This is a genomic window from Pseudotenacibaculum sp. MALMAid0570 (assembly GCF_040151415.1).
Lineage (GTDB): Bacteria > Bacteroidota > Bacteroidia > Flavobacteriales > Flavobacteriaceae > Polaribacter.
The window spans coordinates 273658-287360 of record NZ_JBDKWF010000045.1; the positions used below are offsets into that span (position 1 = coordinate 273658).

15 protein-coding genes are annotated in these 13703 nt (G+C 29.5%); all 15 read right to left on the bottom strand.

Annotated elements, in window-relative coordinates; translation table 11 throughout:
- Positions 1–19 precede the first annotated feature (19 nt).
- The 15 genes from AAON49_RS04440 to AAON49_RS04510 are packed head-to-tail and all read right to left on the bottom strand — an operon-like array spanning position 20 to position 13701.
- Positions 20–1156 carry a DegT/DnrJ/EryC1/StrS family aminotransferase gene (locus tag AAON49_RS04440; RefSeq protein ID WP_349552931.1) on the bottom strand — a complete coding sequence of 379 codons (1137 nt, stop codon included), beginning with the start codon at positions 1154–1156 and terminating at the stop codon, positions 20–22.
- A complete protein-coding gene (locus AAON49_RS04445) occupies positions 1143–1718 on the bottom strand; it encodes a sugar transferase (RefSeq protein WP_349552932.1) in 576 nt (191 codons plus the stop codon). Before AAON49_RS04445 ends, AAON49_RS04440 begins: the two co-directional genes overlap by 14 nt.
- A gap of 18 nt (positions 1719–1736) precedes the next feature.
- Positions 1737–2813 carry a GNAT family N-acetyltransferase gene (locus AAON49_RS04450; RefSeq protein WP_349552933.1) on the bottom strand — a complete coding sequence of 359 codons (1077 nt, stop codon included), beginning with the start codon at positions 2811–2813 and terminating at the stop codon, positions 1737–1739.
- Positions 2806–3720 (bottom strand): DegT/DnrJ/EryC1/StrS family aminotransferase, encoded by a 915-nt coding sequence (locus AAON49_RS04455; protein ID WP_349552935.1) that lies wholly within the window; start codon positions 3718–3720, stop codon positions 2806–2808. Before AAON49_RS04455 ends, AAON49_RS04450 begins: the two co-directional genes overlap by 8 nt.
- Positions 3717–4472 (bottom strand): GNAT family N-acetyltransferase, encoded by a 756-nt coding sequence (locus tag AAON49_RS04460; RefSeq protein ID WP_349552936.1) that lies wholly within the window; start codon positions 4470–4472, stop codon positions 3717–3719. The genes AAON49_RS04455 and AAON49_RS04460 overlap by 4 nt, the downstream gene beginning before the upstream one ends.
- The gene (locus AAON49_RS04465; RefSeq protein ID WP_349552937.1) at positions 4456–5067 is read right to left on the bottom strand and encodes a sugar transferase; all 612 of its coding nucleotides are present in this window, start codon (positions 5065–5067) and stop codon (positions 4456–4458) included. The genes AAON49_RS04460 and AAON49_RS04465 overlap by 17 nt, the downstream gene beginning before the upstream one ends.
- The gene (locus tag AAON49_RS04470; protein WP_349552938.1) at positions 5060–6268 is read right to left on the bottom strand and encodes a glycosyltransferase family 4 protein; all 1209 of its coding nucleotides are present in this window, start codon (positions 6266–6268) and stop codon (positions 5060–5062) included. The genes AAON49_RS04465 and AAON49_RS04470 overlap by 8 nt, the downstream gene beginning before the upstream one ends.
- Positions 6269–6307: 39 nt before the next feature.
- Positions 6308–7441 carry a non-hydrolyzing UDP-N-acetylglucosamine 2-epimerase gene (wecB, locus tag AAON49_RS04475; protein WP_349552939.1) on the bottom strand — a complete coding sequence of 378 codons (1134 nt, stop codon included), beginning with the start codon at positions 7439–7441 and terminating at the stop codon, positions 6308–6310.
- 10 nt (positions 7442–7451) lie between these two features.
- A complete protein-coding gene (locus AAON49_RS04480; RefSeq protein WP_349552940.1) occupies positions 7452–8588 on the bottom strand; it encodes a polysaccharide biosynthesis C-terminal domain-containing protein in 1137 nt (378 codons plus the stop codon).
- Entirely contained in the window at positions 8570–9010 is a 441-nt protein-coding gene (locus tag AAON49_RS04485; protein WP_349552941.1) for a dTDP-4-dehydrorhamnose 3,5-epimerase family protein, read from the bottom strand. Before AAON49_RS04485 ends, AAON49_RS04480 begins: the two co-directional genes overlap by 19 nt.
- Positions 9010–10020, bottom strand: a complete 1011-nt coding sequence (locus AAON49_RS04490) for a polysaccharide biosynthesis protein (protein WP_349552942.1) — start codon at positions 10018–10020, stop codon at positions 9010–9012. Before AAON49_RS04490 ends, AAON49_RS04485 begins: the two co-directional genes overlap by 1 nt.
- A gap of 9 nt (positions 10021–10029) precedes the next feature.
- A complete protein-coding gene (locus tag AAON49_RS04495; protein ID WP_349552943.1) occupies positions 10030–10809 on the bottom strand; it encodes an AglZ/HisF2 family acetamidino modification protein in 780 nt (259 codons plus the stop codon).
- Between the two features lie 3 nt (positions 10810–10812).
- Positions 10813–11427, bottom strand: a complete 615-nt coding sequence (gene hisH, locus AAON49_RS04500) for an imidazole glycerol phosphate synthase subunit HisH (protein ID WP_349552944.1) — start codon at positions 11425–11427, stop codon at positions 10813–10815.
- Positions 11424–12569 carry an N-acetyl sugar amidotransferase gene (locus AAON49_RS04505; RefSeq protein WP_349552946.1) on the bottom strand — a complete coding sequence of 382 codons (1146 nt, stop codon included), beginning with the start codon at positions 12567–12569 and terminating at the stop codon, positions 11424–11426. The genes hisH and AAON49_RS04505 overlap by 4 nt, the downstream gene beginning before the upstream one ends.
- Positions 12556–13701 carry a glycosyltransferase gene (locus AAON49_RS04510; RefSeq protein WP_349552947.1) on the bottom strand — a complete coding sequence of 382 codons (1146 nt, stop codon included), beginning with the start codon at positions 13699–13701 and terminating at the stop codon, positions 12556–12558. Before AAON49_RS04510 ends, AAON49_RS04505 begins: the two co-directional genes overlap by 14 nt.
- Positions 13702–13703 lie beyond the last annotated feature (2 nt).

Below are 13703 nucleotides of genomic sequence, written 5' to 3' on the forward strand. Positions count from 1 at the left end.
ATTTAAGTAAGCTATTAACTTACTTGATTAATTTAGTGATTACATCTTGAATTCTTTTACGATCTTCATCTGTTAAATTAGATCCTGATGGTAAACACAATCCTTTTTTGAATAGATCTTCTGACACCTTTTCTCCATAAAAATCAAATTTTTGAAAAACAGGTTGTAAGTGCATTGGTTTCCAAAGCGGTCTAGATTCTATATTTTCCTCTAATAATGATAATCTAATATCTTCCTTGCTAACTTTACCAATACTTTCTTTGACCTCAATGCAAGTCAACCAATGATTAGAAAAATAATTATCATTCAGCTCTCTAAATACATTAATTGCTTCAATATTAGAAAAGATATCTTGATAAAATTTATTATTATCTCTTCTTAACTGAATATGTTTATCTAAAACCTCCATTTGTCCTCTACCGATACCAGCCAAAATATTGCTCATCCTATAGTTAAAACCTATTTCTGAATGCTGATAATGTGGAGCTTTATCTCTCGCTTGTGTAGAAAGAAATATAGCTTTCTTTTTTACTATTTCGTCTTGACAAACCAATGCTCCACCTCCAGATGTTGTTATAATCTTATTTCCATTGAAAGATAAAACCCCAAAGTCTCCAAAGGTACCACAACGTCTTCCTTTATAGGTAGACCCCAGCGCTTCAGCAGCATCTTCTATAAGGGTTATGTTGTATTTTCGTGAAATCTCTTGTATTTTATCAATCTTAGCTGGCATTCCATAAAGATGTACCACAATAATTGCTTTAGGTTTTATTCCTTTAGCTATCTTATCTTTAATAGCTATTTCAAGATGATTTGGACACATATTCCAAGTATCAGATTCACTATCAATAAAAATTGGTTTAGCTCCTTGATAAATAATAGGATTCGCTGTTGCTGAAAAAGTAAAACTTTGACATAAAACTTCATCTCCTCTCTTAACACCAGATAAAATAAGTGCTAAATGAATAGCAGCGGTCCCTGATGATAAACAAGCTACTCTACATCCATGACCATTATACTCTTCTAAGTCTTTTTCAAAACCAGAAACGTTAGGACCTAATGGCGCTATCCAGTTGGTATCAAAAGCTTCTCTAATATATTTTAATTCCTCTCCTCCCATATGAGGAGAGGATAACCATATTTTACTTTTCTTCATAATTTGTTTTCTTAGAAATATATCTTAAAAAAGTTTGTAGAATAATCTTTAAATCTCCTAGAAAACTTCTCTTATAATAATAATCTAGATTAATTTTTACTTTATCAGGAAAAATTACTTTTTTACTAAATTTTTCTGGATCTTCCACACTCTTTAATAATTTTTCTTCATCAAAGTACTTGAGGCTTGCTGGACCAGTAATACCCGGTTTTAAATCCAAAATCAATCTATTTTCACCTTCCAACAAATCTGCAAATCCAGGTATATCAGGTCTAGGCCCCACTATACTCATATCCCCTTTTAACACATTGATTAATTGAGGAAGTTCATCTAACTTAAACTGTCTAACTTTATAGCCTAACTCAGAAATATTATTACTGCTTATAGAAATAGTTCTAAACTTATAGATCATAAATGTCCTTCCATATTTACCTATTCTTTCTTGCATAAATATACCATTAGAATTTGTATCTAAAGAGCATAATATCCAAACAATAATTAAAACTGGAAGGAGTATTAATAATGATAAAGTAGTAAACAAAAAATCAAAAAACTGTTTCACATTTGTAAAGTATAAACTTTAAAACACACATCTGTATAATGGGAAAAATGAGTCATTATTTCCATTTATTTCAGCCAAACCATTTCGCAATCTAATTTTATTCGCTTTTCTTATGAGTTCGTTATAAACATTTTCATTTATTATCTTTCTACCAGTATAAAAATTAACAATATCATTTGGGAAAAAGGCTTTCTTATATTTAAAAATACCATCTTCCATACCATAACCTCCTCCTAAAACATAAAATTTCAATCCTTGTTGTCGAGCCCAATTAATTAATTCTACTTTCAAGAAATCATTAGGTCTTTTACTGAAAAACTCTTCATTCGTACCTCCTAAAAAAGAATAAATAGTGTCCTTCGATTTTAATACCAATTCAGAAGATATTGGAGTATCTTCAGAATATACAATACAAATACAACAGTTATTTTTATTTTCGTTCACAAACCTATAAAAGTCTTCAAAGTGATAAAAAAATGCTTCTTTGGCATTGGTTCGTTTCATAGTATCGATATAGATATCATAAAACTCTTTAATTTTATCTTTAGTTATATCTTGATAGTAGACTTTGCAAGAAAGGTTTTCTCTTTTTGCTTTATTGACATTCTTTCTTACTTTCCTATCAAATGCTTTCCATTGACTATCTTCTCCAATAATATTACCTTTTATATTAAGCATAGTAAGTTTTCTCTCTCCATTATAAGCAGTATAATTTTCGAATAAATTGAACCTAATGAATTCAGAAACAACCTTGTTTTTGAGATACCAATTATTAATATTCTTCCAAAAAATTAGTTTTTGATTTATATCCATTTCATCAGAAAAGTAAGGTCCTGTATACCCATATGGGCTAATAAAATCAAAATATGGGGTTTCTATATCACCTATTGAAATAAGTCTTAAGTAACCTGGCATAAATGCAAAAACTTTAGAGTTTTTATTCTCATAAGAAAAACACACTAGATTTTTAAAACCTCTATCAAATATTTCAATATAGTCAAGTAATAAATATGGATCAGTAACTGAATACTTTTTAAGTAAAAGCCTATATTGCTTTTGACCAACTTCAGTGTCTAATTTGAGAACACTAAACATGCAATATTCTTTTTAACTGTGATACCATTGAATCAAGTTGTTCCTTTTTTACATCTTGATGTATAGGTAGGTTCATGATTTTTTTTGATAAAACAAAAGAAGCACCTGATGAACTAGCTTTTAATGGATTTATCATTGTATGATATAAACTTACAACACCATAACTTCGTTGATTCATCTCATGATATAATTTGTCTCTATTATAATTTTTAATGATAATTGGAAATGTTTGTGGACAAATTCCATCCTCAAGAGAATGATGCAAAATTTCTATTTCTTCTACTTCTTTCAGTAACCCATATAAATATTTATAATTGTCTCTTCTTTTAATATATATGGATAATAAATCATAGTTCAAATTAAAAATTGATACATCTTGTTTTTCGATATCATCTTCCGGAGTATTTTTCACCAAAAAACCTCCCTTAGAAATTGGCAACAATTTATGTAGAGAGTAAAACGAGTAATTTCCTTTTCTCCCACATCTTCCTCCTAGCAAATCAGTCAACCAAGCATGTGCTGAATCCTCAACAAAGAAAACCTTATTATCAATTAACCAGTCTGTTATTTGGTCATAGTTAGTATCTATAAAACCAAAATAATGGACTATAAGAATCATAGGATTATCAGTTTCCTTAGTCTTCTTTTTTAAATCTTCAATATTAATATTAAGACACTCATCCAATTCATAAAACTCATACTCTAACCCTGACTTAGAAACTGGATCAAAAATTCCACTACCTTCATTAGAAGACCAACCGACATAGGATGGTAATAATATTTTTCCTCCTGCATTTTCTTCTTTATATATATTGATTATATTTCCCCAAGCTTCCCTGGCTGAATTAGTATATATCAACTTCCTACTGTAAAGCATTTGATTCAATGCTTTTTTTTCTATAATCATTTTAATTTTAATTTCATTCTTATTATTTGATCAATCTCTATAAAATTATCAAATTGTTTTTCAACACCTAAAAAATATATGTTTTTAAGAGCTAGTCTAGTTTTTATGGTATTTATATGAGGAAATAAATCTATATAGAATCTTCCCCTGATAAAAAGATCATTGTTAATGATTCCCAATCGATAAGGGGTATCTCTCAAAATAACATCTATAAAATAAAACCCAAAGGTGTTTTTTGCACTAATGTACTGTGAATAATTGTTTATAAGGATTTCAGAATCATTAATCTTTTCACTCTTTACCTCAAGCTTTAAAAATGATTTTAAATTGGTTTTAATAAAACCATAATTTAAATACCATTTTAAAGCAATAACATTTGTAGCGTATACATCAAGTTCAATATTTTGATAACCTTGTTGAAAAAAATTAGATCTACAGTAATCAAAAATATTTCTCCCCAATCCTTTCCCTTTGAACTCGTTACAAATTGCAACAATATTTAAAAAAGCAGTGAAATCCTCTTTGAACAACTTAAATTCGGTATAACCTATTACTTGTTCATCTTTACATATTACAGTATAATTATAAGGAGAAAAGGGGTTGTTCAATTCATTTATAATAAATTTATCTATTCCGTTACCTCTATAAATAGATGGTATCAAATAATTTCCATGAAAAGAACTTCTAACTAACTCAACCACAGCCAGAACGTCATTTTCAACCATTTCTCTAATCTTATACTCTTCTTTCATCATCTAAATTTTTCATTATAGATTCTGGATCAATAATAATATTTTTAGAAGTTAACACCTTTAAAAAAGTTCCATAAGTAATTTTAAGATCAAATTTAAAGCTTATTTTCTCAACATATTCTAAATCATATGATAACCTTTCATCCCAACATAAAGTATTTCTTCCATTGATTTGAGCCCACCCAGTAATTCCTGGTCTAATAGAATGTCTCTTCCTCTCTCTCTCTGTATAATAAGGCAAATACCTGATTAATAAAGGTCTAGGGCCAATTATGCTCATATCCCCTTTTATAACATTTAACAATTGAGGTAATTCATCCAAAGAGGTCTTCCTTACTATTGACCCAATTTTGGTAAGTCTCTTTGCGTCAGACAATAAGTTTCCTGTTTCATCTTTTTTATTATTCATTGTCTTGAACTTGATGATATGAAATATTTTTTCATTAATACCTGGTCTTGCTTGAAAGAAGAAAGGTGTCCCTCTATTTGCTATCATTAAAACAATCATAACAATAATGAAAATAGGCAAGGTGATTACTAATATTAAAGTAGAAAATAATAAATCAAAAAATCTTTTAAAGTATTTTCTATACATGTTCAAATTCTTTCATTATAAGATTATACGACCTATCTACATTATAATCTTTCAACAATAAGCTCCAAGCATTATTTTTCATTTCTTCTAGTTTTTTATTGTCACTTAAGATTTTAGTCGTAATATTTTTCATTGCCTCTATATCTCCCGATTCTAACCAGTAACCACAATTATTTTGTTCAATTACTTTTCCTAAGTCAGTATTTTTATCAGTTGCAGCTATAACTGGCATTCCCATTTCAAGGTAAGACAAAAACCTTCCTGGAAAATTAGGGATTGTGAAATCTCTATGTAAAAATATAAGACCTATATCGCAAGAATTAAGAAGGACATCATATTCTTTTTTAGGCAAACCTTTTAACAATTTAGCATTATTCGGTTTTTCAGTATCAAAAAATAATTTAATTTTGGAAAACTCTGTTCCAGAACCAACTATGAGATAGAAAACATCCTTATTTTTAACCTCTCTTATAGTTTTCAATAAGAAATCTAGTCCTTGTGGTCTACCTAAATTTCCTCCATACACAAAAATTTTCTTATCAAGTGGTAATTTATATTTAATCTTAATGTATTCTTTTGCCTGAAGTGTTATTTCTTTTTTTGAAGGAATAATTGAATTTGGGTTTATTTCCAATTTGGTTACATCAACTTCTGGGTAGTGATTTATTATAAAGTCTACATTTGCTTTAGACATACATCCTATTTTATTAGATATTTCATACAATCTCTTTTCTTTTTTAAGAAACATCTTATGTAAAACTCCGTCTTTTTTAATCATCTTCATGTCTACAGCATTTTGAGGAAAAATATCCTTTAACAGCAAATAACTATAGGCTTTATCCCTTTCCTTTACAAATTGTATAATCTTAGAAAAGGTTATTGGGGGCGTAGAATACAATACTAAATCAAACTTTACTGATGAAAAGTATGATTTTAAAGCTTTAAAATACTGATTTTCAACAGCCAATATACCCAAACCCTTTTCTATAAAATTTGCCTTTTGAATATTGAGGGTTTTTACACGTAGTATTTTAGTGTTTTTCTCTTCAATTATATGTGTTTTGAGCTTATCTCTTCTTTCAGTTGGACTAATAATGTAGATGTTATGCCCTTCTTGCCTAAACTTTAGGAGAAGGTCTGGAAAAATCCCACCGTCTTCTAAAGAGCTTATCTTTACTAAAGTTAAAAATAGTATGTTCATACTAAAAACTCATGTTATTAATTTAAGTATACTAACCTTCTATTTACTCCAGACAACCCTATTTACATAATCTATATAGGAAATTATAATTCTCACAACCTTTTCTGAAACATTAGGCATAGAATAATCATATACTTTTCTAAAATTCCTCTTCGGGTTTTTCTTTTGAACATCTAAAGCCACAAGACCTTGTAGAATTCTTTCAGGTTTTAATCCAACCATCATCACAGAAGCTTCTTCCATAGCTTCAGGTCTTTCATGCGTTTCTCTAATGTTAAGAGCTGGAAAATTTAAGATTGAGGATTCTTCGGATATAGTTCCAGAATCAGATAGTACAGCAAATGCATTTATCTGTAATGCATTGTAGTCATAGAAACCTAAGGGTTTTAAAAATTGAATATTCTTATGAGTAATTATATTTTGATCATTAAGCATATTTCTTGTTCTAGGATGTGTAGAAACAATAATAGGGTATTCATATTTCTCAGCTATAAAATTTAAAGAATCTATAAAGCCTTTAAAATTTTCAGAGTTGTTTATATTTTCCTCTCTATGAGATGATACTACAAAAAACTTATGCTTTTCCAATTTTAGTTTATCAAGAACATTAGAACCCTCTATCTTTTGTTTAAATTTACTCAAAACTTCATACATTGGGCTTCCTGTTTTTATTACTCTATCTGGTGATAAACCTTCTCTTAACAAGTATTCTCTTGCAATAGAACTATATGTTAAATTTATATCAGAAATATGATCAACTATTTTTCTATTGGTCTCTTCAGGTACTCTTTGATCAAAACAACGATTTCCTGCCTCCATATGAAAAACAGGAATTTTTCTTTTCTTAGCTGGAATGGCACATAAACAAGAATTTGTGTCTCCTAATACTAAAAAAGCATCTGGGTTTTCTTTTTCTAAAATTGGATCTATTTTAATTAAAATATTTCCTATTGTTTCTGTCGCATTTTTTCCAGCAGCTTCTAAAAAATAATTAGGTTTTCTAATTTCTAAGTCATTAAAAAATATCTCATTTAACTCATAATCATAATTTTGTCCAGTGTGAACCAAAATATGATCTATAGCTTTATTATTATCTAATGCTTGCATTACACAAGATAAGCGAATTATTTCTGGTCGAGTACCTACTACGGTTATTACTTTTAATTTCCTCATTTATTTATTTTTATACCTCTAAAAAATAAGTATCTGCGTCTTTTGGATCAAAAGGTTCATTAATCCAGAACAAAGTTATTAATTCTGTATCACCTATGTTTGTAATATTATGGGTATACCAAATAGGCATATCTACATATGCTGGTTTTTCTCCATCCAAAATGTACTCAAAGACTTCATTTGTATCTATTTTTCGAAGTTTAATCGAAGCTTTTCCACTTATCACAGCGAATCTTTCAATTTTTCTAGTATGATAATGATTCCCTCTTGTGATGTTTGGTACTGTTGTAGAATATGAGGACTGACCTGCACAATTTGCCCTTATTATTTCAACAAAACTACCTCTGTTATCTATATGCTTTACAAATTCTCTAGGGAAATAATTTTTTGCAATGAAGCTAGTGAAAGTATTGAATAAATTCAGCTCAAATGAATTTAATTTCACATCTGGAATCTCCCCGAATTCTAAATATTTAGTTTTAAAATTATTTAGTAGTTCTAGTACTTCTGAAACTTTTTTTCTTGAAGTATAAGAAACTTCAATCCTATTTATTCTTTCTTGATTCGTTTTGATTATCTCTTCAAAAAATGCTTCAGACAATTCGTTTACATAAATTAAATCTACTCTCCCATCTTGGATAATTTCTGGCTGTTCCCCTTTAATTATTTGGTGACAAAATGTAGCGATAAAAGAATTGTAAAATGGCTTTCCAAAAGGACCAAAAACATTAGGTATAATTAATGATGTTACTTGAGCTTTTTCATTTTTCGCCCAATTTTCTAACAATTCTCTTCCTACTCTTTTTGATTTACCATATAAATTATCTCTATTTTCTTGGGTTGACGAAGAGAAAATAATCTTTGGAGTAGATTTAATGCTTTTACAAGCATCAATAAGTCGGTTCACTAACTCCACATTTGTCTTATAAACTACATTTAAATCTTCGTGTCTATTCATTGCCGCTATATGAACAATAACGTCACAAGATGAGACAAAAATTTGAAGTTTTGATGGTTCTTGAAAAAAAACTCTTTGAAATGGAATGAGAATTATTTCGTCTGCTTTGGTTGATAAAAAGTTATATAAATGTCTTCCTATAAAACCTGCTTGTCCAGTAATCCCTACTTTTAATTTTCTATTCCCCATTCTGTCCATTTATTTTTATCGTATCTAATATCGTCATCTTTATTGACTCCAAAAACAAAATCAGAAAAAATCATAAGCTTAGAGTTATCCATCACTGATTTGAAACCATTTGCGTAACCATTAGGTATATATAAAATTGTAGGATTATCTGCCGAAAGTTCAAATCTTAACACTTCTAAAGTGTTAGAAGGTTTTAAAAAATTATCTATACAAACCAATTTAACAACAAAACTACCTTCAGTACAAAAAAACCATCTTTTTTCTATTTTATGAGCTTGCCATGCCCTTACTTGATTCTCATAAAAATGCTCTGTATAATATAGTCGTTTAATTTGCGACATATCAAAATCATTAAAAAATTTCAACAACCCTCTTTCGTCTTGATAACTCTTTCCTTTTATTATTTTTATTTCTTTACCCATTAAGAGATATCGTTAGTAATAAATTCTAATTTGAGTAACAGTTTTTTCATCTTTTCTATATCCAGCCGTTCGGTGTTATGGGAATGATAATCATCTACTTTATTAACATCTATTTCTCCTTTTGAGTAATAATTAGCATAATTTAAATCTCTATTATCAGCTGGAATTCTATAATAATCCCCCATATCTTCAGCTTTTATTTTCTCTTCCCTAGTTAATAATGATTCGTATAATTTCTCACCGTGCCTAGTGCCAATTGTCTTTAGCTTGCTATTACTTTTATAGAGGTCTAAAAGAGCCTTAGCTAGTACTTCTACCGTAGCTGCAGGGGATTTTTGTACAAAAATATCTCCAGGATTAGCATTTGAAAATGCAAACAACACCAAGTCTACTGCATCATCTAAAGACATCATAAAACGGGTCATATTAGGGTCGGTAAGGGTCAAATCCTTTTTTTCTTTTATTTGATTGACAAACAATGGAATTACAGATCCTCTAGATGCCATAACATTACCGTATCTAGTTCCCGAAATAATTGTTTCGCCTGCATTTCTAGACTTAGCAACTAATACTTTTTCCATCATAGCCTTAGAAATTCCCATCGCATTAATAGGATACACTGCTTTATCTGTACTTAATACAACTACGCTTTTAACATTATTTCTAATTGCAGATTCTAGCACATTTTCTGTTCCAATAACATTTGTTTTTACTGCTTCTATTGGGAAAAATTCACAAGAAGGAACTTGTTTTAATGCTGCTGCGTGAAATACATAATCAACACCTCTCATTGCTTTCTCAACAGAATCAAAATCTCTTACATCTCCTATATGAAATTTTAGCTTATCACTTTTAAGCTTATTTCTCATATCATCTTGTTTTTTTTCATCTCTTGAAAAAATTCTAATTTCTTTAAAGTAATTTGTTTTTAAAAATTTATTTAAAACTGCATTTCCAAAAGAACCAGTTCCTCCAGTAATTAATAAAACATCATTTTCTAATTTTTTCATTTTACGAGTTTATAAAAACTTAAAGTTATTTTTAATCAATTTATCTTTTTCGGCTTGAGAAGGATAATTAATAAGCACTGCTTTGTAGACTCCTTTAAAAACAAAAAGACTTCCCGCTGAAGCTCCGATAATACCAAACTCATTAATTAACTCCCCTATATGTTCCAGTGATCCAGCACCTCCCAATATCGTTAAAGGCAATGTGGTAACCTCTCTGATTTTCTCCACATAATTAAAATTATATCCATTCATTACTCCATCATTATCAATAAAATTTAATACTAATTCGCCAGCACCAAGTTCTTGTAATTTTTCTGTGAATTTCACTGGATTTATCCCAGTAGATTTCCTACCATTATGGGTATAAACTTCATAACCTCCAAATGTTTTCTTCTTAACATCTATTACAACAACAACACTTTGACTTCCTACTCTTTTAGATATTTCAGTAATCAATTCTGGGTTCTTAACAGCTTCAGAACTTATTGCTATTTTCTCTACTCCTAAGCTAAAAATTTTTTGTGCTTGATCGACTGTTTTTACTCCTCCTCCATAACATAAGGGCATTCTACATTCAGAGGCAAGCTTTTTAATCATTTTATAATCAGGCTCTCTATTTTCTTTTGTAGCATCTATATCTAAAACCGTCAGTTCATCAACTTGCTTTTCATTAAAGATTCTAACTGCGTTAATAGGATCTCCAACATATCTAGGAGATTTAAATTTCACTGTTTTTACAAGTCCTTTATCATGCACTAATAAGCATGGAATAATTCTTGGTCTTAGCATAATTTATAATAGCGCAAAGTTTTTTAATAATTGAATTCCAAATTGGTGACTTTTTTCAGGATGAAACTGTGTTCCATAAATATTTTTATGATTAATCGCACAAGTAAAATTAATACCATAATTAGCCACTGCTATTGAGTCTTTTTGCTCCTTACATTCAAAATAATAAGAATGTAAGAAGTAAAATCTAGAGTCTTCTTCAAGGTTTTTTAAAATTGGATTTTTTTTCACGGTATGTATATCATTCCATCCCATATGTGGTAAATGAGTTTTATAATTGATATTTTTCTCATCAAATCTCTTTACTTCCGCATTTATCCAGCCCAAACCGGGTAATTCTCCTTCATCACTGTTTTTTGCCATCATTTGCATACCAACACAAACTCCGATTACTGGTATTTTTTTACTCAAAACTAATTCATTCAACTTATCTACCATGCCAGAATTATTCAATTCTTGCATCGCATGGTCGAAGGCCCCAACACCTGGCAAAATCAATTTGGTTACTCCCTCAAGATCCTCAGGTTCTTTAGCTATTTTTATAGCTATGTTTAACTTATGGTATATATTAACAAATGCACTAATATTTCCTACACCATAATCTACTATTGCAATCATCTAAATAATCTCCTTTCTAATCCTAGAGCTCTCATGACTTTAGCTCCAAAATCTATTAACCACTTTTTATTTTTATAATCGTAAAAGGTCTTATTGTCACCATCAAATAATTCTTGAAACTCTTCTACTGTTAAATCCAATTTGTGAGCAACATATTCAAACTCTTGTTTTAAAAACTGCTCATCCATTTCTGGTTTTGAGATTCTTTCTAATGCTTCATCTCTGGTCATTTGGCCAGTTAATATAAGACTGGAAAAGTGAGCTCTTCTTTTCTCTACACCAAACTTTCTTGGCAACCAATAATCTTCATAAAATCTTGTAAATCTAGACTCATGATGTTTATGCTTAAAGCTTTCCCATTCAAATTTTTCCTTTAGCAAATTCTCTGCATCTTTTTTGACATATGGAACATAATCTAAAGGCTTGAAAATCTTCATACCATAAACATATTTGTATAAAATTTTATAGTTAAAAATATCTATGATAGGAAATGTTTTCAAGGGTCTAGTTCCGAACTTCTGATGAATATCTTTTATCAAAGTTTTATCTATACCAGGGTACGCCCCCCATTCTTCAGGTTCCCTACAGCATTCCGTACTATAATTACCTCCAGTAAGAACATATTTTATTTTGTGTTTTCTAGCAAATCTATATAATGCTGAGAAAAAAGCAATATCTTGCGGATCATCCATATTTGCTGTCTGTGATCTAAAATATGCCACTTGCAAATCTTTCATCTCTTCCCAATTAATAACTTCAGTATATAAATCTAAACCTAATCCATCTACTAATTTTTCAATATTACTAACTGCTTGTCTGGTATTCCAACCTGCATCAACATGAAATAATAAAGGTCTAAGCCCCATTTGCTCTTTAGCTATGTAAGCTACATAAGAACTATCTAAGCCTCCACTTAATCCAATAATACAGTCAAAATCTTTTCCTTTTCCTTCCTTTTTTATTTTATCCGACATTCTCATTAACTCTTTCCTTCCTTTTTCATTCGGATGCCAATTTGGCAAGATATTATTTTGAAAATTATGGTAATAATCAGAAGCTCCGTTTTCATCAAAAACAATTTTAGGATCCGTTGTATCCATTATTGTTTTAGAACATATTTGATATTCTCTAGTTTTTTTCATTTACTATTTTGCTATTTAAAAAATCAAAAGTCAACTTTGAACATTTCTTCCATGAAAAGTTTTTCGATATTTCGCTGGACTTTTTTGAATTATCTAGTCTTAACTTATCATCAATTACAACTCTAAGAATCGCATCTGAAATTGTATCTATATTCTCAGGGTCAAAAAATAATGCAGCGTTTTCAACAATTTCTGGCATAGGCCCATAATTAGATGTAATTATTGGAAGTCCGGTACTCATCCCTTCAATTAAAGTGTTTGGCATGTTCTCACAGGTTGAAGCAAAAAGAAACACATCTGTTTCTTCTAAATAATCTACCAATTGTGGATGACTTATTCTAGGTGTTAATGTTACAAACTCTCTTTTTGAGTCAAACTTATCAACAGCCGCAAAGGTTTTATTCAAAGATTTTCTATCTCCTTCTTCAGCACCTAATAGCTGTAACTGAATATTATAATTATATTTTTTTCTTACCATCGCTACCGCCTCTATCACATTCCAATTATGTTTATATAAACCCGAATTAGAGACGTAAGATATAACAATTTGTTCTTCTAAAATTAAGTTAGTTTTGTTTTTTTTTAGAATTCTAAACTGATCAGATATACCATGATTAATGACTACAGTTTCATAATCGATTTTTTGATATTTCGAAATCACATCTTTTGCATACTCTGTAAGAAAAATAGTTGCTAGAGATTTTTTAAAGGACGATAATTGGATTAATTTTAAAAGATATAATCTCACCCAAGCAGCAGAAAAAAAATAACGATAAAATTCTTTTTTTTCGAAAGACAACATGTCTCTACTCATTGTTATGTATGGACTAAATCTACAAACACTTCCTGCGTCTAAACTAAATAACAATGCACATTCATTTTTTCGTATTTCTTTTGGCAACTTATAATACTGCCAATACAATTGATGAGTGATGTTTTTATTTAATGCTTTTGGAGAATGCTTCACCAACCAAGGATAATCAGGAATTTTGTTTAACAAACTGTCATACGACCACAAATGTATTTCATTTATATTCTTATAATATATAGGGTCAAAATGCTTTAATATATTTACTGCATGTACAATTGCTCCTCCTGATCTATTCCTTGATGCATCTATTGCTATTTTCATTA

What these genes read in the sequence shown, in the direction of transcription:
- AAON49_RS04440 (WP_349552931.1), bottom strand. Translation starts at nt 1,156, where the DNA reads ATGAAGAAAAGTAAAATATGGTTATCCTCTCCTCATATGGGAGGAGAG.
- AAON49_RS04450 (WP_349552933.1), bottom strand. Translation starts at nt 2,813, where the DNA reads ATGTTTAGTGTTCTCAAATTAGACACTGAAGTTGGTCAAAAGCAATAT.
- AAON49_RS04455 (WP_349552935.1), bottom strand. Translation starts at nt 3,720, where the DNA reads ATGATTATAGAAAAAAAAGCATTGAATCAAATGCTTTACAGTAGGAAG.
- AAON49_RS04460 (WP_349552936.1), bottom strand. Translation starts at nt 4,472, where the DNA reads ATGAAAGAAGAGTATAAGATTAGAGAAATGGTTGAAAATGACGTTCTG.
- AAON49_RS04465 (WP_349552937.1), bottom strand. Translation starts at nt 5,067, where the DNA reads ATGTATAGAAAATACTTTAAAAGATTTTTTGATTTATTATTTTCTACT.
- AAON49_RS04470 (WP_349552938.1), bottom strand. Translation starts at nt 6,268, where the DNA reads ATGAACATACTATTTTTAACTTTAGTAAAGATAAGCTCTTTAGAAGAC.
- wecB (WP_349552939.1), bottom strand. Translation starts at nt 7,441, where the DNA reads ATGAGGAAATTAAAAGTAATAACCGTAGTAGGTACTCGACCAGAAATA.
- AAON49_RS04480 (WP_349552940.1), bottom strand. Translation starts at nt 8,588, where the DNA reads ATGGGGAATAGAAAATTAAAAGTAGGGATTACTGGACAAGCAGGTTTT.
- AAON49_RS04485 (WP_349552941.1), bottom strand. Translation starts at nt 9,010, where the DNA reads ATGGGTAAAGAAATAAAAATAATAAAAGGAAAGAGTTATCAAGACGAA.
- AAON49_RS04490 (WP_349552942.1), bottom strand. Translation starts at nt 10,020, where the DNA reads ATGAAAAAATTAGAAAATGATGTTTTATTAATTACTGGAGGAACTGGT.
- AAON49_RS04495 (WP_349552943.1), bottom strand. Translation starts at nt 10,809, where the DNA reads ATGCTAAGACCAAGAATTATTCCATGCTTATTAGTGCATGATAAAGGA.
- hisH (WP_349552944.1), bottom strand. Translation starts at nt 11,427, where the DNA reads ATGATTGCAATAGTAGATTATGGTGTAGGAAATATTAGTGCATTTGTT.
- AAON49_RS04505 (WP_349552946.1), bottom strand. Translation starts at nt 12,569, where the DNA reads ATGAAAAAAACTAGAGAATATCAAATATGTTCTAAAACAATAATGGAT.
- AAON49_RS04510 (WP_349552947.1), bottom strand. Translation starts at nt 13,701, where the DNA reads ATGAAAATAGCAATAGATGCATCAAGGAATAGATCAGGAGGAGCAATT.